The organism is Mycobacterium sp., from assembly GCF_050700595.1.
GTDB lineage: Bacteria > Actinomycetota > Actinomycetes > Mycobacteriales > Mycobacteriaceae > Mycobacterium.
Window position 1 is genome coordinate 1 of sequence record NZ_JBOHHI010000119.1, and the last position, 20,112, is coordinate 20,112.

The 20,112-nt window shown below is 68.7% G+C and carries 13 protein-coding genes and 1 tRNA gene; 5 read left to right on the forward strand and 9 right to left on the reverse strand.

Features of this window, described 5'->3' with window-relative positions:
- Positions 1–81 precede the first annotated feature (81 nt).
- The 3 genes from ACRDTL_RS11585 to ACRDTL_RS11595 form a co-directional block, all read right to left on the reverse strand.
- Positions 82–158, reverse strand: a tRNA-Met gene (locus tag ACRDTL_RS11585).
- A 135-nt stretch (positions 159–293) separates the two neighbouring features.
- Positions 294–3,284, reverse strand: coding sequence for a UPF0182 family protein (locus ACRDTL_RS11590; RefSeq protein WP_431506851.1), 2,991 nt, complete (start codon positions 3,282–3,284; stop codon positions 294–296).
- A 110-nt stretch (positions 3,285–3,394) separates the two neighbouring features.
- Positions 3,395–4,414: a YlbL family protein gene (locus ACRDTL_RS11595; RefSeq protein ID WP_431506852.1), complete on the reverse strand. Its 1,020-nt coding sequence runs from the start codon at positions 4,412–4,414 to the stop codon at positions 3,395–3,397.
- A 127-nt stretch (positions 4,415–4,541) separates the two neighbouring features.
- Between ACRDTL_RS11595 and ACRDTL_RS11600 the strand changes: the two genes are divergently transcribed.
- From ACRDTL_RS11600 to ACRDTL_RS11610, 3 genes are read left to right on the forward strand one after another with little or no spacing between them, the layout of a single operon-like run.
- Positions 4,542–5,951, forward strand: coding sequence for a zinc-dependent metalloprotease (locus ACRDTL_RS11600; RefSeq protein WP_431506853.1), 1,410 nt, complete (start codon positions 4,542–4,544; stop codon positions 5,949–5,951).
- 12 nt (positions 5,952–5,963) lie between these two features.
- A complete protein-coding gene (locus tag ACRDTL_RS11605) occupies positions 5,964–6,812 on the forward strand; it encodes a cyclodehydratase (RefSeq protein WP_431506854.1) in 849 nt (282 codons plus the stop codon).
- 43 nt (positions 6,813–6,855) lie between these two features.
- On the forward strand, positions 6,856–8,199 hold the full coding sequence (locus ACRDTL_RS11610; RefSeq protein ID WP_431506855.1) for a macrolide-binding ATPase MABP-1: 1,344 nt from the start codon (positions 6,856–6,858) through the stop codon (positions 8,197–8,199).
- 5 nt (positions 8,200–8,204) lie between these two features.
- Here ACRDTL_RS11610 and ACRDTL_RS11615 read toward each other — a convergent pair whose 3' ends face one another.
- Both ACRDTL_RS11615 and ACRDTL_RS11620 read right to left on the reverse strand, forming a co-directional pair.
- Entirely contained in the window at positions 8,205–8,447 is a 243-nt protein-coding gene (locus ACRDTL_RS11615; protein WP_431506856.1) for a WhiB family transcriptional regulator, read from the reverse strand.
- 325 nt (positions 8,448–8,772) lie between these two features.
- Positions 8,773–10,917: an ATP-dependent DNA helicase UvrD2 gene (locus ACRDTL_RS11620; RefSeq protein ID WP_431506857.1), complete on the reverse strand. Its 2,145-nt coding sequence runs from the start codon at positions 10,915–10,917 to the stop codon at positions 8,773–8,775.
- Positions 10,918–11,005: 88 nt separating this feature from the next.
- Here ACRDTL_RS11620 and mrx1 point away from each other — a divergent pair, with 88 nt between their 5' ends.
- Positions 11,006–11,257 carry a mycoredoxin Mrx1 gene (gene mrx1, locus ACRDTL_RS11625; RefSeq protein ID WP_431506858.1) on the forward strand — a complete coding sequence of 84 codons (252 nt, stop codon included), beginning with the start codon at positions 11,006–11,008 and terminating at the stop codon, positions 11,255–11,257.
- A gap of 13 nt (positions 11,258–11,270) precedes the next feature.
- Here the strand turns inward: mrx1 and nudC are convergent, their stop codons facing one another.
- A complete protein-coding gene (gene nudC / locus ACRDTL_RS11630) occupies positions 11,271–12,200 on the reverse strand; it encodes an NAD(+) diphosphatase (RefSeq protein WP_431506859.1) in 930 nt (309 codons plus the stop codon).
- Positions 12,197–13,270, reverse strand: a complete 1,074-nt coding sequence (locus tag ACRDTL_RS11635; RefSeq protein ID WP_431506860.1) for a potassium channel family protein — start codon at positions 13,268–13,270, stop codon at positions 12,197–12,199. Before ACRDTL_RS11635 ends, nudC begins: the two co-directional genes overlap by 4 nt.
- 45 nt (positions 13,271–13,315) lie before the next feature.
- On the opposite strand from ACRDTL_RS11635, the gene ACRDTL_RS11640 reads away from it, so the two are divergent.
- The gene (locus ACRDTL_RS11640; protein ID WP_431506861.1) at positions 13,316–13,711 is read left to right on the forward strand and encodes a DoxX family protein; all 396 of its coding nucleotides are present in this window, start codon (positions 13,316–13,318) and stop codon (positions 13,709–13,711) included.
- On the opposite strand, the gene ACRDTL_RS11645 is transcribed toward ACRDTL_RS11640, so the two are convergent.
- Positions 13,708–16,935, reverse strand: coding sequence for an ATP-dependent helicase (locus ACRDTL_RS11645; protein ID WP_431506862.1), 3,228 nt, complete (start codon positions 16,933–16,935; stop codon positions 13,708–13,710). The genes ACRDTL_RS11640 and ACRDTL_RS11645 overlap by 4 nt on opposite strands.
- Positions 16,932–20,096: an ATP-dependent helicase gene (locus ACRDTL_RS11650; RefSeq protein WP_431506863.1), complete on the reverse strand. Its 3,165-nt coding sequence runs from the start codon at positions 20,094–20,096 to the stop codon at positions 16,932–16,934. Before ACRDTL_RS11650 ends, ACRDTL_RS11645 begins: the two co-directional genes overlap by 4 nt.
- Between the last annotated feature and the right edge of the window lie 16 nt (positions 20,097–20,112).

Below are 20,112 nucleotides of genomic sequence, written 5' to 3' on the forward strand. Positions count from 1 at the left end.
TTAGCGGCGCTAATGTTCCCAAAAGTGTTCCCAATGGGCATGAAAACGGCCCCCGGAGAATTCTCCGAAGGCCGTTTTACCTGGTAGCGGGGACAGGATTCGAACCTGCGACCTCTGGGTTATGAGCCCAGCGAGCTACCGAGCTGCTCCACCCCGCGACGGGTAAACGTAAGGCTACCGAACGCCGGCGGTGCCCGCCAAATCGCGGGCTGAGCCGCTAGGTTGCTCGGCGAACGTGCGCAAACCCGGCAGACAAGCCGGCGGCCGGGGACGCGCACGCTCGCGGGGAACAGCTACTTGGCGCTGTTGAACTTGGTGATCGCGTCGTCGAGCCGCTGCAGCGCGGCTCCATAGTCGGCGAAGTCGCCCTTCTTCTGCGCGTCGCGCAGCGAGCCGATCGCGGTCTGGATCTCCTTGAGCGCAGCGGCCTTCGCGGGGGATAACGACGTTGCCCCGTTCGGCGACGGCGGGACGGCGGCGGCAGCCGGCGGGGATGCGACCGTCGGCGCCGAATCGGCCGGCGACGAGCTTCCCGGCGGCGGACTGGCCGGTGCACCGGAGTCGGTGGGCGCGATCTCGGCTGCGGTGGCGCCGGCGCCGGGCCCGAACAGCCCGGTGAGCGCGTCGCCCACGGTGGGGCCGTACCCGATCTTGTCGTTGTACATCATCGCCACCCGGATCAGCCGCGGGTACGACGAGGCCGCATCGCTGGCACCCGGAGAGGCATACACGGGTTCGACGTAGAGCAGCCCGCCCTGCGCCACCGGCAGCGTGAGCAGATTGCCCCACTTGATCCGGTTCTGGTTGTCGCGCCCGATCACACCGAGATCCTGCGACACCGCGGTGTCGGTGGTGATCGCATTGTTGGCCAGCTTCGGCCCGTTGACCTGCCCGGGGATGGTCAGCACCGTGATCTTTCCGTAGGTCGCCGGATCGGCGCTGGCGCTGATGTAGGCGGCCAGGTAGTCGCGCTTGAATCGGTTCATCGCGCTGATCAACTGGAACGACGCCGAATTATCGCCCTTGAGAATGTTTTTCGCGACGATGTAATACGGCGGCTGGTAGCTGCTCGCAGTCGGGTTCGGGTCCAACGGCACGTCCCAGAAATCCGACGTGGAGAAGAACGTCACCGGGTCGTTGACGTGATATTTGGCCAGCAGCATCCGCTGCACCTTGAACAGGTCCTCCGGATAGCGCAAGTGCGCGGCCAATTCGGGCGTGATGTCACCCTTCGGCTTCACGGTGCCCGGGAAGACCTTCATCCACGCTTTGAGCACCGGGTCCTGCTCGTCCTGGGCATACAGCGCGACCGTTCCGTCGTAGGCGTCGACGGTGGCCTTCACCGAGTTGCGGATATAGGAGACTTGTTTGTCGGGGGCCAGCCGGTTGAACGCCACCTCGTTGGAGTCGGCGGTGGCCGACGACAACGAGGTCAGTTCGGAATACGGGTAGTTGTCCAGCGTGGTGTAGGCGTCGATGATCCACACCACCCGCTTGTTGACGATCGCGGGGTACACCGCGCTGTCGGTGGTCAGCCAGGGCGCCACCGCCTCGACCCGCTGTGCCGGGTCTCGGTTGAACAGAAGCTTGCTGTTGGACCCGATCACGTTGGAGAACAAGAAGTTCCGCTCAGCGAACCTCGCAGCGAACACACTGCGCGACATCCAGCTGCCGACAGGCACACCGCCGCTACCGGTGTAGGTGTAGTTCTTCGTTTCGGTGTTGGTTTCGTAGTCGTATTCGCGGTCCGCGCCGTTGCGTCCGACGATCGCGTAGTCGGCAAGCGTGTCCGAGATCACCGGCCCGTAGTAGATCCGGGGCTGGTCGAGCTGTGCCGGACCGTCGGACACCACGCTGCCGTTGGCGCCGACGACGTTGACCAGAAATTCCGGGTAGCCACCGTTTTGGTTGGGGTCGTTGGCGATTCCGCGTACGGTGTTGGCCGGTGAAGCGATGAATCCGTTGCCGTGCGTGTATACCGAATGCCGGTTGATCCAGTCACGTTGGTTGTCGATCAGCCGGTCCGGGTTGAGTTCACGGGCCGCGACGACGTAGTCGCGCAGGTTCCCGTCGCGGTCGAGGTAGCGGTCGATGGACAGCTGGTCGGGGAAGTAATAGAAGTTCTTGCCCTGCTGGAACTGGGTGAACGCCGGGCTGACGATCGTGGGATCGAGCAGCCGGATGTTCGACGTCGTGGCGCGGTCGGCGGCGACCTGCTGGGCGGTTGCCCGACCGTCGCCGCTGTAGTTGCGGTAGCTCACAACGTCTTCGGTCAGGCCGTAGGCTTGCCGGGTCGCGGTGATGCTTCGGCCGATGTACTCGCTTTCCTTCTGCGCGGCATTGGGTTTGACGCTGATCTGCTCGATGATCAGCGGCCAGCCGGCACCGACGATCAAGGACGACAGCAGCAGCAGCACCAGACCGATCGCCGGAATCCGCAAGTCCCGCAGGACGACCGCAGAGAACACAGCACCCGCACATATCAGTGCGATGGCCAGCAAAATCAGCTTGGCGGGCAACACCGCGTTGATATCGGTGTACCCGGCGCCGGTGAACGGCTTACCCGCGCGGGTGTGCGAAAGCAGCTCAAAGCGGTCCAGCCAGTAGGCGACCGCCTTGAGCAGCACCAAGACGCCCACCAGGCTGATCAACTGAATACGTGCCGGGCGGCTCAGCGCGCCGGTACGTCCGGACAGTCGGATGCCGCCGAACACGTAGTGCGCCAACAAGTTCGCCACGAACGCAAGAAACAGCGCCACAAACAGGTAGCTGAGCACCAGCCGGTAAAACGGTAGATCGAAAGCGTAGAAGCCGAGGTCCCGACCGAATTGCGGGTCGTCGATCCCGAAGTCACCGCCATGCAGGAACAGCTGAACCCGTACCCAGTAGGTCTGCGCGATAACGCCGGCCAGCAGGCCGATCATCGCCGGGATGCCGATGCCGATCAGCCGCAATCGCGACATCACCACGGTGCGGTACCGCGCCACCGGATCGTTGCCGTTGCTCGGGACGAACACCGGCCGGTTCCGATAGGCCAGCGCCAGTCCGCCGAACACGATGCCGCCCAACACCAGCCCCACCACCAGGAAGACCACCAAGCGGGTGAACAACACAGTGGTAAATACCGACCGGTAGCCCAGTTCGCCGAACCACAGCCAGTCGACGTACCCATCGATCAAGCGGGGTCCGACCAGCAGCAGCACAATCACCGCCAAGGCGATCGCAATCAAGATCCGGCTGCGCCGAGTCAGCTTCGGCATTCTTGCCGCGGGCCGCATTCCCACCAGTTACGCTCCCTGCTCGATGTTGACAGTGGGCTTTCCTACTTTTAGGGGTTGTCTCGACGGTCACAACTGTACGCATCCGCTGGGTCCGCCTGCCCGCCTCGCCGGGCTTAACAGCTCGGCGGCTGGCCGCCCGACGTCACAGTGTGCAGCGCATCAACCGCCTGGCCCAGGTCATCGACCTTGACCAGCTGCAATCCCGGCATTTTGTCCGAGCTCGCCTCGTAGCAGTTCTTCGCGGGGACCAGAAACACCGTCGCACCGGCCGACTGGGCGGCGATCATCTTGTGGACGATGCCGCCGATCGGCCCCACCCTGCCGTCGGGTTTGATGGTGCCTGTCCCTGCGACGAACTTCGAGCCGGCCAGGTCGCCGGTGGTGAGCTTGTCGATGACGGCCAAGCTGAACATCAGCCCCGCCGAGGGGCCGCCCACGTTGGCGAGGTTGAAATCAATACGGAAGGGCGCGACGGGCTGGTCGGAAACCATTACCCCCATAAAGCCGTAGCTACGGTCTTTATTGTGTCCCAACGAAATTCGTGCTGTTCCCGGCTCGTTATCACGACGGTAACCGATCACCACTTGCTGACCGGGTTTGGTGTTCTTCAGCAAAGAGGTGAACTGTTCCGCGTCGGCCGCCGGCGTTCCATCGATCGCATCCAGCACGTCGCCGGCCTGTAGCTGGCCCGTCGAGGGGCTGGGATTCTGCACTTCCATGACGGTGGCCGCCCGCGGGTACTTCAGGTACCCGAGCGCTGCGTACTCGGCGTTGTCCTCCGACCGGGTGAACTCGGCGTTGTTGGCCTTGTCGACTTCGTCCCGCGACTGGCCCGGCGGGTAGACCAGGTCGCGCGGCATCAGCTGTTCCTGCCCGGAAAGCCACAGCGTCAAAGCCTCACCCAGCGTCAGACCGTCGCGCTGGGACACCGTCGTCATGTTCAGGTGACCCGTGGTCGGATGCGTCTGGGTGCCCTGGATGTCGACCACCTGCTTGCCGTCGACCTCGCCAAGCGTGTCGAACGTCGGACCCGGCCCCAGCGACACATACGGCACCGTCACCACCGCGAGCAGCACACCGAACACCACGACCGGCACCAGCGCCACCATCAGCGTCAGAATCCGTCTGTTCACCCGGCCTACCCTAAACGGGCGAGATGGCCCGGCCGCAGCTCACGCCGTCGAACGGCGGGCATCCTCACCGGGCGTCGGGCCCCGTTCACTGAGAGCGTGACCGCGCCAGCCCCCACCTGCATCACCGGTGGGTACGGTTGAGCTCATGGCTGACCTGCCTTTCGGCTTCTCCGGCGGAGACGACCCCGATCGCGACAAGCGCGGGAAAAACGATCCCGACGCCGGCTCGGGACCAACCGACCCCTTCGGCGCGTCCGGCCCGGGCGGTGATTTCGACATGGCCGACCTGGGTCAGATCTTCACCCGGCTCGGGCAGATGTTCAGCGGCGCCGGCAACGTCATGGCCACCGGCAAGTCGTCCGGTCCGGTGAACTACGAGCTCGCCCGCCAGGTGGCGTCGAGTTCGATCGGGTTCGTGGCGCCGATCGCGGCCGCCACCAGCTCCGCGATCTCCGACGCGGTACACCTGGCCGAAACGTGGCTGGACGGGGTGACCTCGTTGCCGGCCGGTACCACCAACGCCGTCGCCTGGACTCCGATCGACTGGGTCGAGGGCACCCTGCAGACCTGGAAGCGGCTGTGCGATCCGATGGCCCAGCAGATCGCGACCGTATGGGAGGCGGCGCTGCCCGACGAGGCCAAGAACATGGCCGGTCCGCTGCTATCGATGATGTCGCAGATGGGCGGTATGGCGTTTGGCTCGCAGCTCGGCCAGGCGCTGGGCCGGTTATCCCGCGAAGTGCTGACGTCGACGGACGTCGGTTTGCCGTTGGGACCCAAAGGCATAGCGGCGCTGCTGCCCGACGCCGTGGAATCCTTCGCCGCCGGGCTCGAGCAGCCGCGCAGCGAGATCGTGACATTCCTGGCGGCCCGGGAGGCGGCCCATCACCGGCTGTTCAGCCACGTGCCGTGGCTGGCCAGTCAGCTGCTCGGCGCCGTCGAGGCCTACGCCAGGGGCATGAAGATCGATATGGCCGGAATCGAGGAGCTGGCACGCGATTTCAACCCCGCGTCACTGACCGATCCGACCGCCGTGGAAGAGCTGCTGCACCAGGGCGTATTCGAGCCCAAGGCGACACCGGAACAGACCCAGGCACTCGAACGGCTTGAGACACTGCTCGCGTTGATCGAAGGCTGGGTGCAGACGGTGGTGACCGCGGCGCTGGGCGACCGCATCCCCGGGACCGCCGCACTGAGCGAGACGTTGCGCCGACGCCGGGCCACCGGCGGACCCGCCGAGCAGACGTTCGCCACGCTGGTCGGTTTGGAGCTGCGGCCACGCAAGTTGCGGGAAGCCGCCGTGCTGTGGGAGCGGCTGACCCAGGCCGCGGGGCCCGACGCCCGCGACGCGGTGTGGCAGCACCCCGATCTGCTGCCGGAGTCCGCCGATCTCGACGACCCGGCTGCGTTCATCGACCGGGTCATCGGTGGCGACACCAGCGGAATCGATGAGGCGATCGCCGAGTTCGAGAAGCGCAACGACCCCGGCGAGGGCGGCTCTGTGGATAACGGACCGAGGCCATCGCCTCCGGCGTGACACAGTTCAGCGGTGTCATCGGCCGTGCTGTCTACCTATGCGCTGGATCCGGCGCTGCCGGTCTTGCTGCGGCCCGACGGCGCGGTGCAGGTGGGCTGGGATCCTCGGCGGGCGGTGCTGGTCCGGCCACCCGGTGGCCTGGCCGCCGCCGAGCTGGCCACGCTCTTGCGGTCCATGTGGTCACCGACCCCGCTATCGGAGTTGCAGCGCCGCGCCCTCGACCGCGGCTTGACCGACGCTGGCGGTCTGACAAGCCTGGTCGCGCAATTGGTCGGCGCCGGGGTGGTGACCGAATGCGGGCGACCGCGCGGCCGGTCGGCCTCGGTGCGGATCCACGGCCGCGGACCGCTGTCGGATCTGCTCGCCGAGGCGCTGCGCTGCTCGGGCGCCCGAATCAAGCGAAGCAGCCAGCCACATGCCGTGGTGACCGCTGTCGACCTCGTGGTCTTGTCGGACTACCTGGTTGCCGACCCTCGGATGGTGCGCGACCTGCACAGCCAGCGCGTCCCGCACCTTTCGGTGCGGGTGCGCGACGGCGCCGGGCTGGTCGGCCCGTTGGTCATTCCCGGTGTCACCAGTTGTCTGGGCTGCGCGGACCTGCACCGCAGGGACCGCGACGCGGCGTGGCCGGCGGTCGCCGCGCAGCTGCGCGACACCGTCGGCACCGCGGACCGGGCAACACTGCTGGCGACGACGGCGCTGGCGCTCAGTCAAGTCCACCGGGTGATCGGGGCCGTGCTCGGCTCCCCCACACCTGACCCCGAACCGCCCCCCGCGTTGAACGCCACCCTGGAGTTCGACATCCATGCCGGTTCGATCGTGGCGCGGCACTGGGCCAGGCATCCACTGTGTTCATGCTGAAAACACTTGTTGCCAGATCGATGCGGGCGTTCAGCTTGCCGTCATGGATGATGGTTCTGTGACAGACATCAAACGCGGGCGCGCGGCCCGCAACGCGAAGCTGGCCGGGCTGTCGGTCGGCATCGCCGGCCGGACAGCGCTCGGGTTCGGCAAACGCCTGACCGGCAAGTCCCAGGACGAAGTCAACGCCGAGCTGATGGAGAAGGCCGCCCATCAACTCTTCACCGTCCTGGGCGAGCTCAAGGGTGGCGCGATGAAGGCCGGCCAGGCGCTCTCGGTAATGGAAGCCGCCATCCCCGAGGAGTTCGGCGAGCCCTACCGCGAAGCGCTGACGAAGCTGCAGAAGGATGCTCCGCCGCTGCCGGCGCACAAGGTGCACCGGGTGCTCGATGCCCAGCTCGGCACCAAATGGCGGGATCGGTTCAACTCTTTCGACGACAACCCCAGGGCCTCGGCCAGCATCGGCCAGGTGCACAAGGCGGTGTGGTCGGATGGGCGCGAGGTCGCCGTCAAGATCCAGTACCCGGGCGCCGACGAAGCGTTGCGGGGCGACCTGAAGACCTTGCGGCGCATGGTCGGGGTGGTCAAACAGCTCGCACCCGGCGTGGATGTCAAGGGAATCGTCGACGAGCTGATCTCGCGCACCGAGATGGAGCTCGACTACCGGCTGGAGGCCGACAACCAGCGAGCGTTCGCCAAGGCCTATCAGAACGACCCGCATTTCGTGGTGCCTCACATCGTGGCCAGCGCCCCCAAGGTCGTGATCCAGGAGTGGATCGAGGGAATCCCGATGGCGGAGATCATCCGCAACGGAACCGTCGAGCAACGTGACCTGATGGGTACCCGGCTGGCCGAGCTGACCTTCGACGCCCCGCGCCGGCTGGAGATGATGCACGGCGACGCCCACCCGGGAAACTTCATGTTGCTGCCCGATGGCCGGATGGGTGTCATCGACTTCGGCGCGGTCGCACCACTGCCCGGCGGTTTCCCCGTCGAGCTGGGGATGACAATCCGGCTGGCCCGCGAACGCAACTACGACCTGCTGCTGCCGACTATGGAGCGGGCCGGGTTCATCCAGAAGGGCGAGCAGGTCTCCGTCCGCGATATCGACGACATGTTGCGCCAGTACGTCGAACCGGTCGAGGTCGAGGTCTTCCATTACACGCGTAAATGGCTGCAACGGATGACCCTCGGCCAGATGGACCGGTCGGTCGCGCAGATCAGAACGGCGCGCCAAATGGATCTACCGCCAAAGCTGGCGATGCCGCTGAGGGTGATCGCGTCGGGAGTCGCGATCATGTGTCAGTTGGACGCGCACGTTCCGACCAGGGCGCTGTCGGAGGAGTTGATCCCCGGCTTCGCCGAACCGGACACGGCGGTGGTCTGAACGCGTCAAGCAGCGATGACATCCTTGCGCGGACGCCCGCGCGGGCGCTTGCTGCCGAGGACCGAGCCGCGGTGCAGGATCTCGCCGCCCCACACGCCCCACGGTTCTCCGCGTTCCAACGCCTCCGCCAGGCATTCCCGGCGGATCGGGCAGTCGGCGCACAACGCTTTGGCGCGCTCCAGGTCGGCCGGGCTTTCGGCGAACCACAGATCGGGATCGCGATTACACGGCAACTCCAGAGTCGACATGTCCTGTTCACCTGCTTCCTGGCCGTGGCGGTCTTTGCGGGATCCGGACCAGGTGGCGGGCTGCCGACTGGAAAAGCTATGGCCACGGATCCCTGTGACGTCGGGTCCGTGGCCATCGGGGGCTATTACTTCAAGAACCTAGGGCGAACCCCGATCCACGGACGCACCGGCTGCGGCGGCGGCAGCCGCCGCATGGGCGGCATGGTGAGAGCCGACGGAGGCCGGGCCTACACCGAACGCGTGCATGGTGATCATCGTGGCTCCCTCCTTTCCGGGCGCTGCCCGCAAAACTGCGGCTTCGAGGTTAAACGGTAGCAGCCGGGCTTCACAAGCGATTTTCTGAGCTGCGCCTTTCCCGGTTGCGGACCAGGTCCAGCACATCCGGACCGAACTGCTCGAGCTTGCGGGCGCCGATGCCGGGGATCGCGACCAACGCGGCGTCGTCGGAGGGCAGCATCTCGGCGATCGCGATCAGCGTGTTGTCGGTGAAGACCACATAAGCCGGGACGTTCAGTTCCTTGGCCGTGCGCAGTCGCCAGTCCTTGAGCCGCAGCAGCAACTCGTCGTCGATGTCGGCGGCACAGGTCTCGCATCGGCGCAGCATGATGGCCGCCGGAGACGTCAGCAGGTTGTTACAGATCCGGCACCGCTGCGCCGTGCGGCGGCTACGTCGCGGCCGGCTCGGGGCGGGATCGGGCTGTGTCTGCGGGGCGATCCCTGCCAGGAACCGCGACGGCTTGCGGCTCTGCCGGCCACCGGGGGTTCGCGACAAGGCCCAGCTGAGCATCAAATGCACCCGGGCCCTGGTGATACCGACGTAGAGCAGCCGGCGCTCCTCCTCGACGGGCTCGCTGGTGGGGCCGTGCGCCAACGCGTGCGAGATCGGCAGCGTGCCGTCGGCCAGTCCGACCAAAAACACCGCATCCCACTCCAGCCCCTTGGCGGCGTGCAGCGAGGCCAGGGTGACGCCCTGCACCACCGGCGGGTGGCGGGCGTCGGCACGCATCCGAAGCTCGGCCACCAGACCGGGAAGATCCAGCGCCGGGCGGTGCGCCACCTCCTCGTCGACCAGCTCGGCCAGCGCGGTCAGCGCCTCCCAACGGTCGCGGGCCCGGATGCCTGGCGGCGGTTGGGCTGTCAACCCGAGTGGTTCGAGCAGCCCGCGCACTTCGTCGGGCAGCGGGTCGCCGCCGTCGGGCAGTGCACCGTCGACTCCTTCGCGTCCGGCCGCCCGCTGCAACACCAGCAGCGCCTGCCGGATCTCCTGGCGGCTGAAGAATCCCTCGCCGCCGCGGACCTGATATGGGATACCGGCTTCGGTCAATGCCTCCTCATACACCTCGGACTGCGCGTTGACCCGGTAAAGCACCGCGATCTCGGCCGGCGCGGTACCGGCCTCGACGAGCCGCGAGATCGACTTGGCCACCGCGGCGGCCTCGGCGACTTCGTCGGGATGCTGCTGAAATGACGGCGCCGGGCCCGGAGCCCGCTGACCGACCAGGTGCAGCTTGCTGCCGGGCACCCGGCCGCGGGCGGCGGCGATCACCCGGTTGGCCAGTGAGACCACCTGCGGCGTGGAGCGGTAGTCGCGCTCCAACCGCACCATCGTGGCGTCCGGGAACCGCCGGGAGAAGTCCAGCAGATAGCGCGGGGACGCGCCGGTGAACGAGTAGATGGTCTGGTTGGCGTCGCCGACGACGGTCAGGTCGTCCCGCTCGCCCAGCCACGCTGACAGCACCCGCTGCTGCAGCGGGGTGACGTCCTGGTATTCGTCGACGACGAAGCAGCGATACCGGCCGCGGAATTCCTCGGCGATGCCGGTGTCGTTTTCGATCGCGGCAGCGGTGTGCAACAGCAGGTCGTCGAAGTCGAGCAGGGCGCCGCCGTCGTGGCGGGCCTTGAGGGTCTCGTAGCCGGTGTACACGGCGGCGATCTGCCCGGCGTCCAATGGAACGTCGCGGCCGGCCGCGGCTACCGCGTCCGGGTACTGCTCCGGGGAGATCAGCGACGCCTTGGCCCACTCGATCTCACCGGCCAGATCGCGTACGTCTTCGGTGCTCGGCTTCAGCCCGGCGCTGTTGGCGGCGCGGGCGACCACGGCGAACTTGCTGTCCAAGACCTGCCAGCCGGTGTCACCGACCACCCGCGGCCAGAAGTAGCGCAGCTGACGGTGCGCGGCGGCGTGAAAGGTCATTGCCTGCACACCCCCCACACCGCTGCCCGCCGCGGCGCCCAGTGCGCGCAGCCGGGACCGCATTTCGCCGGCCGCGCGCTGGGTGAACGTCACCGCCAGCACCTGACCGGCGGCGACGTGGCCGGCGGTCACGAGCTGGGCGATGCGGTGCGTGATGGTGCGGGTCTTACCGGTACCGGCCCCGGCCAGCACGCAGACCGGCCCGCGGGGCGCCAGCACCGCCTCGCGCTGCTCGTCATCGAGCCCGGCAGTCAGGGCGTCCGCGATCACCGGCATGGCGTCCATCTTGGCAGTGAGTGCTGACAGAGCCGGGGCAACGCCACGCCGGGGCAATACCGATTACCTCGGTTATGTTTAACGGCGTATGAGTGCTTCGCTGACCATGTACACGACGCCCTGGTGTGGCTACTGCTACCGCCTCAAGGCGATGCTGAAGGCCACCGGAATCTCCTACGACGAGATCAACATCGAGAAAGACGCCGCGGCCGCGGAATTCGTCGGCTCGGTCAACGGCGGCAACAAGACCGTTCCGACGGTGAAATTCGCGGACGGGTCGACGCTGACCAACCCGGCCGCCCGCGAAGTCAAGGCCAAACTGGCGGAGCTGGCCGGATAGCTTGCGGTGAGCCTCAGCCTGCGGCCGCCCAGGATTCGATGATCACCCGGGCAATCGAAACCGACCCTGGCAGCAGCAGTTTCGACTCCGACGGACTTCCCCAATCGCCGGCTGCCAGTGCGGCGCGCACCTCATCGCGGGTGAACCACGCCGCCTCGGCGATCTCCCCGTCGTTGAACGAGAACTCCTGATCCGGATCGGCGACCGCGTGGAAGCCGACCATCAGCGAGCGCGGGAACGGCCACGGCTGGCTGCCCAGGTAGCGAACGTCGCGCACCGCCAGGCTGATTTCCTCGCGGACCTCGCGGGCCACGCAGGCTTCGAACGACTCGCCGGCCTCGACGAAACCGGCCAGCAGCGAGAACAACCGCTGCGGCCACACCGTCTGGCGGGCCAGCACCGCGCGCTCGCCGCCATCGTGGACCAGGCAGATCACCGCCGGGTCGATCCGCGGGAACTCCTCGTGACCGGTCAGCGGATCGACCCGCGACCAACCGCTCCGGGCCGGCTTGGTCGGCGAGCCGTCCGTGGCGGAAAACCGGGCTCTGTCATGCCAATTCAGCAGCGCCATGGCCGATGACACCAACTGCGCGCTGCTGTCGTCGAACAACGGACCCGACCGGCGAAGATCCGCCACCTCGGCGTGCAGGTCGGGATCGTCGGGCTCTTGCAGCGGACCGCGCACCGCCCACACATGCCGAGCACCGTCGATACGGCCCAGAAACACCGCATCCGGCGGCGGTTTGTCGGCCAGCGCACTGGCCGCGCCCAGCACCACCCGGCCGCCGGCCACCAGCACCTGATTGCGCGAGTCGACCCGCAGTAGGGCCGCGTCCGCCCAGCCGGCGGCGGCCGCCTCGACGTCGGTGCGCAACTGATCGGCCCGATCCGCGCCGATACGCGACAGCAGCGGAATGCTTTGCAACTGGAAATCCAACGTCATTTCCCCACATTGCGGACGAACAGAAGCCGGTCGCCAACCTCGATCGCGTCGACTTCGGGCGCGTCGACACGCAACAGGCGTCCGTCGCGAACCACGCCGAGCACGATGTCGCTCAGGTGCCGCGGCGAGCCGCCCACCTCGGTCGGCTCCACCTCGCGCTCGGCGATGGCAAACCCTGCCGCCGGTGTCAGCAGGTCTTCGATCATCTCCACCACGCTGGGCGTGGTGGTGGCGATGCCGAGCAGCCGGCCGGCGGTCTCCGACGACACCACCACCGAGTTCGCGCCTGATTGCCGTAGCAGATGCTGGTTTTCGGCCTCCCGGATGGACGCCACGATCTTGGCGTTGGGTGCGATTTCCCGGGCAGTCAGGGTGACCAGCACCGCGGTGTCGTCGCGGCTGGTGGCCACGATGATCGAGGCCGCATGCTGGGCCCCGGCCAACCGCAGTACATCGGACTTGGTGGCGTCCCCGTGCACCGTCACCAGCCCTGCAGCGCTGGCGTGGTCGAGAACGCTTTGGTCGGTGTCGACCACGACGATGTCGCCGGCCGGGACCTCGTCGGACAGCATCGCGGCGACCGCCGTCTTGCCCTGGGTGCCATACCCGATGACCACGGTGTGGTTGCGCACTCTGTTCCTCCAACGCTGGATCTTCAGTGCCTGCCGGGACGTCTCGGTGAGCACCTCGAGGGTCGTACCGACCAGCACGATCAGGAACGCGACCCGCAACGGCGTGATGATCAGCACGTTGATCATGCGGGTGGTTTGGGTGTAGGGGGTGATGTCGCCGTACCCGGTCGTCGACAGCGACACCGCCGAGTAGTACAGGCAATCCACGAAGGTCAGCGGGTGGGCGTTGTTCGCATCGCGATAGCCGCCGCGATCGACGTAGACGATCACGGTGGCTGCGAACAACGCCCCCACGGCAAGGAGCACCCGGCGCGAGATGACACGAACGGGGCTGGATTGGCTTCCCGGGATGCGCAGCACACCGACAAGCGCGTAGCTGGGCTCGGTGGTCAGCGTCTCGTCAGGGTCGCTCAACCGCCGCCAGCTAGCTCTGGCCACGGCGATTCGTCACCGGCTCGACCCCGCACACGACACAATGTAACCATGACTGCCACCGCACCTATAGCTCACCGTGACGGCAGCCAGGTCCCCGCATACTGGCTGACACTGATGCTCATCGGAACGGGCATTACCCATTTTCTGGCGCCTAAGCCATTCGACACGATCGTGCCCGCCGAACTGCCCGGAAATCCGCGCACCTACACCTATGTATCGGGCGCCGCGGAGATCGCAACAGGCACGCTGCTGCTGGTGCCACGAACCCGTCGCTTCGGTGCGCTGGTTGCCGCCGCGCTGTTCGTCGCGGTCTTCCCGGGGAACATCAACATGGTGCGGCTGTGGTGGAACAAACCCTGGCCGATGCGCCTGGTCGCGATCGCCCGGTTGCCGTTGCAGATCCCGATGGTCGCCGCCGCGCTCAAGGTCAGGCGCAACACCTAACCAGCGAGCAGGGCGGCCAGGTCGTCGGGCTCCGGAAGCACATCCGGAACGACTGTGACGCCGCTACACACATAGTGGAATGCGGTGCGCACCAACGATTCCGGGCAGCCGGACAGCGCGGCCCAGGCCAGCCGGTACACGCCGAGCTGGATGGCAGCCTGACGGGCTGCTTCCGGGCCGTGCGGCGGCTCGCCGGTCTTCCAGTCCACCACCGTGGCGCCACCGTCCGGCTCGGCGAATATCGCGTCGATCCGCCCTCGCAGCACGGTGTCCCCGATAACCATCTCGAAAGGCACCTCGACGGCGACCGGCGCGCGGGTGGCCCATGGTGACGCCAGGAACGCCGCCTGCAGCGCAGCAAGCTGCTCGGCGTCGACCTGCACGGCGTCGGCGTCTGCCGCGCCGGGCAGATCCGCAAGGTCGAACAACCGCTCGGCGCCGTAGAACCGCTGGACCCAGTCGTGAAAGGCGTTGCCCAGTGCGGCGTGTGGCTCGGGACCCGTCGGCAGCCGGCGTGTCAACCGCGCGACCGCACCGGCCGGGTCGCGCGCCACCTCGACCAGGCCGCTTACCGAAAGCAGGCTGGGCAGCGTGGGTGTCGGCGGCAGCGCACCGCGGGCGCGTTCGGCCAGCAGGGCGTCCACATCGGCAGCCCAATCGTCTTCGGCCGGTGTAGTCGGCTTCGGTGCCGACATCGCCGCGGTGACCAGCTCTGCCCCCCGCTCCACGTCGGCGCGCCGCGTGCCCAGCGGGTCCACGGGCCAGACCGCCTCGATAACACTGTCATGCAACGGGTTTCGTTCCCCGTCTGCTGGTGCCGGCGCCCAGTGTTCGATGACGCCGCTGGCGTCGCCGACGTCTGTTGACCGGTCGATGATGTCCTTGAGCTCGGATAGGAAATCCGACGGACCACGCGGCTTGATGCCGGTGGCGCCCCAGTGGTAACCGGACAGCAGCAGAGTGTCCTCGGCGCGGGTGATGGCCACGTACAGCAACCGTCGCTCCTCATCGAGGCGTCGCTGCTCGAGCTGGTGGCGGTGCGCAGAGATCTTGTCCGACAGTTGCTTTCGATCAGTGACGTCCGAGATGTCCAACTCCGGCACACCGTGCGCGCCCGCCGACGCGCGGTCACCACGCAGCAGTGGCGGCAGGTCGGCGGCGTCGGTCAGCCAGGTACGCGCCGATGCTGTCGACGGGAATACCCCGGCCGACAGGTGCGGCACGGCCACCACCTGCCACTCCAATCCCTTGGCGGCGTGCACGGTGAGCACCTGGACCCGGTCCGAAGCGACGGCGATCTGCGCGGGCGGCAACCCGCTCTCGACGACAGCCGCTGCATCCAGGTAGGCCAGCAGACCGGCGACCGACGGCGGCGACAGATGCGGTGCGGCGGCGGCTCGATCGGCGTAGCCGCTGACCACGTCGGCGAAGGTGTCGAGGTGCTCGGTGCCCGTCGCGCCCGACGAGAGCGCTTGCGCCGCAAGCACCTCGCAGTCGATGCCCAGTATCCAGCGCACCTCGGCAACCAGATCGGGCAGCGGATGGCCGAGGTGGCCGCGCAGCGCGGTCAGCTCCTCGCCGAGCGCGACTATGCGCCGATAGCCGGCCTTCGAATATTCACTCGCCGGACCCGGATCGTCCATGGCGTCGGCCAGGCCCGCGGTCTCGGCATCGAGGTCGAGTTCAGAGCGATGCGGCCCGCGGTCGAGGGCAACCGCGCGCCGCCACAGCGCGGCGATGTCGCGACCGCCCAGCCGCCAGCGCGGGCCGGTGAGCACCCGCATCGCGGCCGCGCCGCCGGTCGGGTCGGCGACCAGCCGCAGCATCGCCACCACGTCGGCGACCTCCGGGATCGACAGCAGCCCGGCCAGCCCGACCACCTCCACCGGGATGTCGCGCGCGCGCAACGCCTCGGCCATCGGTGCGGCGTCGGCATTGCGCCGCACCAGCACCGCGGCGGTGGGCGGCGCGACACCGTCGGCGCGGGCCCGTCGATACTGCTGCTGCAGGTGGCCGGCGATCCATTCCCGTTCGGCCCGCACGTCGGCCAGCAGCGCGCAGCGCACCGTGCCCGGCGAAGCGTCCGGGCGCGACCGCAGCGCTCGCACCGCCACCGACCGTCGTCGCGCGTCGGCCGACACCGCGTTGGCGATCCGCAGGGCCCGCGGCGGATTACGCCAGCTGGTGCGCAGCTCCAGCACCGGTGCGGGGCTGCCGTCGGCCCGCGGGAAATCGGTGGTGAACCGTGGCAGGTTGGTGGCCGACGCGCCCCGCCAACCGTAGATCGACTGAATCGGGTCGCCGACGGCGGTCAACGCCAACCGGTCGTCGACACCGCCGCCGAACAGCGACGACAACACGATCCGCTGGGCGTGTCCGGTGTCCTGGTATTCGTCGAGCAACACCACCCGAAAGGCGCTCCGCAGCTGCGCGCCGACCTCCGGAAATTCCGTCGCCAGCCGGGCCGTCGAAGCCATCTGCATGCCGAAGTCCATCACCTTCTCGGCCCGCATCCGCTCATGCAGGGCGTCGATCAGCGGCACCAGTTCGGCCCGCTCGGTCTGGGTGGCCAGCAGCCGCAGCAGCCACTGGCTGGGCCCGCGATCGCGCTGATAGCGGCCGGCCGGCAGGGTGTGTACCAGCCGTTCCAGCTCGACATGGGTGTCGCGCAGCTGTGCGGTGTCGACGAGGTGCTCGGCGAGCTGTCCCGATAGCCGCAGCACCATCGCGGTGACCGCGGCCGGGTTTTTGTCGGTGTGCAGCGCGCCGCCGTATCCGTTGACCACGTCGAAGGCCAGCTGCCACCGCTCGGTCTCGGACAGCAGCCGGGTGTCCGGCTCGACGGCCAAGCGCAGACCGTGATCGCGCAGCAGCCGGCCGGCGAACGCGTGATACGTGCCCACCACCGGAGCCCCGGCGAGCTCATCGATGCCGGGGACCAGGCCGGCGCCGGCCAGCCGGGCCAGCCGGGAGCGGACCCGGCGCAGCAGCTGCCCGGCGGCCTTGCGGGTGAACGTCAACCCCAGCACCTGGCCGGGTTCGGCGTAGCCGTTGGCGACCAGCCACACCACCCGCGCGGCCATCGTCTCGGTTTTCCCGGCACCGGCACCCGCGATCACCACCAGGGGCCCCGGCGGCGCGGCGATCACCGCGGCCTGTTCCGCGGTCGGTTCGAAAAGCCCAAGAGTGCAAGCTAATTCGGCAGGGCTGTAGCGCGGGGTCATCGCGATCCCTCGGTGTGGGCCGGGCAGGCCGGCCGTACCGGGCAGTGCGTGCAGCCGTCGTTGACCCGGGCGACGAACTGCGGCCCGGCGGTCGCGGCGGCCGCCTGCCGCACGAGGTCGCGCCACTCGTCGCGCGCGGCCGGCGTCAACGGGTCTTGCTCACGTTCGGTGGCGCCGCCGGATCCGGCCCGGCCCAAATACACCAGCCGGGCACCGCCGGGCTCGTCGCCGTGCGGCAATAGACCTTCGGCGACCGCCAGTTGGTAGGTCGCCAACTGGGCATGCCGTTGCGCGTCGTCCTTGCTTACCGGCGTCTTCCCGGTCTTGACGTCGACGATCACCAATCGACCCGCGCCGTCGCGCTCGAGGCGGTCCACGCGACCGCGCAGCCGAACGCGCGGCCCCTCGAGAACCCCGTCGACCTCAACCTCGACGCCGACCTCGGTCAGCTCGCTGCGCGTCCGGGCCCGCCACTCAAGGAACCGCTGCAGCATGCCGCGGTGGCGGGCCAACTCGTTGGCCGCAAACCAGCGAGACTCGAACGGCAGCCGCTCCCACGCCCGGTCCAGCGCGGCCACCAGCGCCGACCCGCTGCCCGCCAGCTCCGCGATCAGCGCGTGCAGCACCGAACCGATGGTGGCGCGCAGATCCCGCGGGTCGGTTCCGCCGTGGCGCTCAGCCAACCAGCGCAGCGGGCAGTCGGTCAGCACCTGCAGGCTGGACGGCGTCAAGGTGACCACCTGATCGGCACCGCTTCGCAACGGCTCCACGGTGCTGACCGGCGTCATGCCGTACCACCCGGCCGGATCGGCGCCGGGTACCCCGGCCCGGGCCAGCCGGGCCAGTTGTGTTGCCGCGCGGGCACGCAACGCATCGCTCACTGTGCCCGGCGACGCACACACCACCGAGCGCAGCCGGCCCACCACCGCGGGCGCCGACAACAACCGCGGCGCAACGACCGGCCGTAGGTCGGGCTCCGCGTGGGTGACCCATTGAGCGATCTCGGAAAAGAAGAGCGACGGCAGCACGGTCTCGCCTCTGACACTGTCCTCGCCGGCTTCCCCGTCAACAGCGGTCACCAACAATTGCCGGCGAGCCCGGCCCATCGCCGCTACCAGCAACCGTCGCTCCTCGGCGAGCAGCGGCGCCCGCAGCGAAGCGTTATCGGTGATCCCGTCGAGCACATCGAGCAGCCGCTGGGTGCCCAGCACTCCGCCTCGGGGAATGGTGTTGGGCCACAGCCCCTCCTGCAGGCCGGCGATGACGACCAGGTCCCACTCCTCCCCGAGCGCGGCGTGCGGGCTGAGCACGCGCACCTGCTGGGCCGACACCGCCGGTTCGGGTCCGACGACGGACAGTTGCAGCGCGCCGACGTGTTCGATAAGCCCGCGCAGCGACGCCCCGGCCGTATGGGACACGTAGTGGTCGGTGACGTCGAACAGCGCCGTCACCGCATCGAGGTCGCGACCGGCCTGGGCACCGGCCGCGCCACCCCGCTCACACGCCGTCAGCCAGCGGCGTTGCAGACCCGAACGCTGCCACGCCGCCCACAGCGGGTAGCGCGGATCTTGGCCCTGCCGGTGGCACCGGGTAGCGGCGCCCAACACCGCCCGGACCCGTCGCAACGGACGGGCCTGCGTGGCGGGAAGCCCGGACAATCCCCCGCCGGACAGGGCGCCCACCAGACGGTCGGTGAGCTCGCGCGGCGGGTCGTCGGCGCCGGCGCGATGGCGCAGCGTTCGGCGCAACTGACGCAGCGAAACCGGGTCGACCCGGCCGATCGGCCCGGTCAGCAGCGCCAATGCCCGCTCGCCGTCCAGGCCGTCGGCCGTGGCGGCCAGCACGGTCAGCAGCGCCTGCGCCGCGGGCTGCTCGGCCAGCGACCCCCCGGGGCCCGGCACCGCCACCGGTACACCGGCGCGCGCCAGGGCGTGCCTGAACCCGGCGGCGACGCGTGGCACCGACCTGACGATGACCGCCATCTGCGACCAGGGCAGCCCGTCGATCAGGTGCGCGCGCCGCAATGCATCGGCGATCAATGCGGCCTCCGCATGCGCGGAGGCCGCCAGACGTACCGTCACCGATCCGTCCTCGACTGCATCGCCGGTGATCTGGGTACCGCCGGCAAGCCGGCTCGCGATGCCGGACACCGCGCGCGCTATTGCCGGAGCGCAGCGGTGCGATGCGGTCAGCGTCACCGACGGCGAATCGTCGCCCAGCAGTGCCGCCGGCTCGGCGCCGCGGAAGCCGAACACCGCCTGGCCGGGATCCCCGGCAACCAGGGTCAGATCGGCGCCGGCGGCCAGCACCCGTACCAGGCGGGCGGCCTGCGGGTCGAGTTGTTGGGCGTCGTCGACCAGCAACACCCGAATCCGGGCACGCTCGGCGGCCAACAGTTCCGGGTCGGTGGCAAGGGCCTCCAGGGCTGCCCCGACCAGTTCGGCGGCCCCTATCGCCGGCGTCGTCGCCTGCGGAGCCGCGGTGCCGACGGCCGCACGCAACAGCATCACCTGCTCGTACTGGCGGGCGAACTGGCCAACCGCCACCCATTCCGGGCGGCCGCATGCCCGGCCCAGCCGCTGCAGTTCGTGGGAGTCCACGCCGCGTTCGGCGCAGCGGGCCAACAGATCCCGCAGTTCGCCGACGAAGCCGGCGGTGCCCATCGCGGGCCGCAGCTGCGCCGGCCACGTTGTCGCCGCCGCGCGGCCGTCTTCGATGTCACCGGCCAGCAGTTCGGCGATGATCCCGTCTTGTTCGGCGCTGGTGACCAGCCGGGGTGGCGGGCCGCCGGCGCGCTGCGCGGCCTGCCGCAGCACCGCGAACGCGTAGCTGTGCACGGTGCGCACCAGCGGCTCGCGGATCACCGACTGGGGGCACTCCCCAGCTCCGCGGGGACCCCACCCGCTTGCGGGGGACCGCCCATCACTCGCCTGCGAGCGCAACAACTGCGTCGTCAACGCGGTGCGCGCACAGATCCCGATCCGGCCCGACCCGGTAAGCAACATCACCGACTGCGGGTCGACACCGGCCGCGATGCGAGCGGCCGCGGCGTCAACCAGCAGACTGCTCTTACCGGTCCCCGGCCCGCCCACTATTAGCAGCCGGCCGCGCCCCCCGGGATCCAGCACCGTACTTACCTCGGGGCCCCACCGATATGCCATGGGGGCATAACACCAC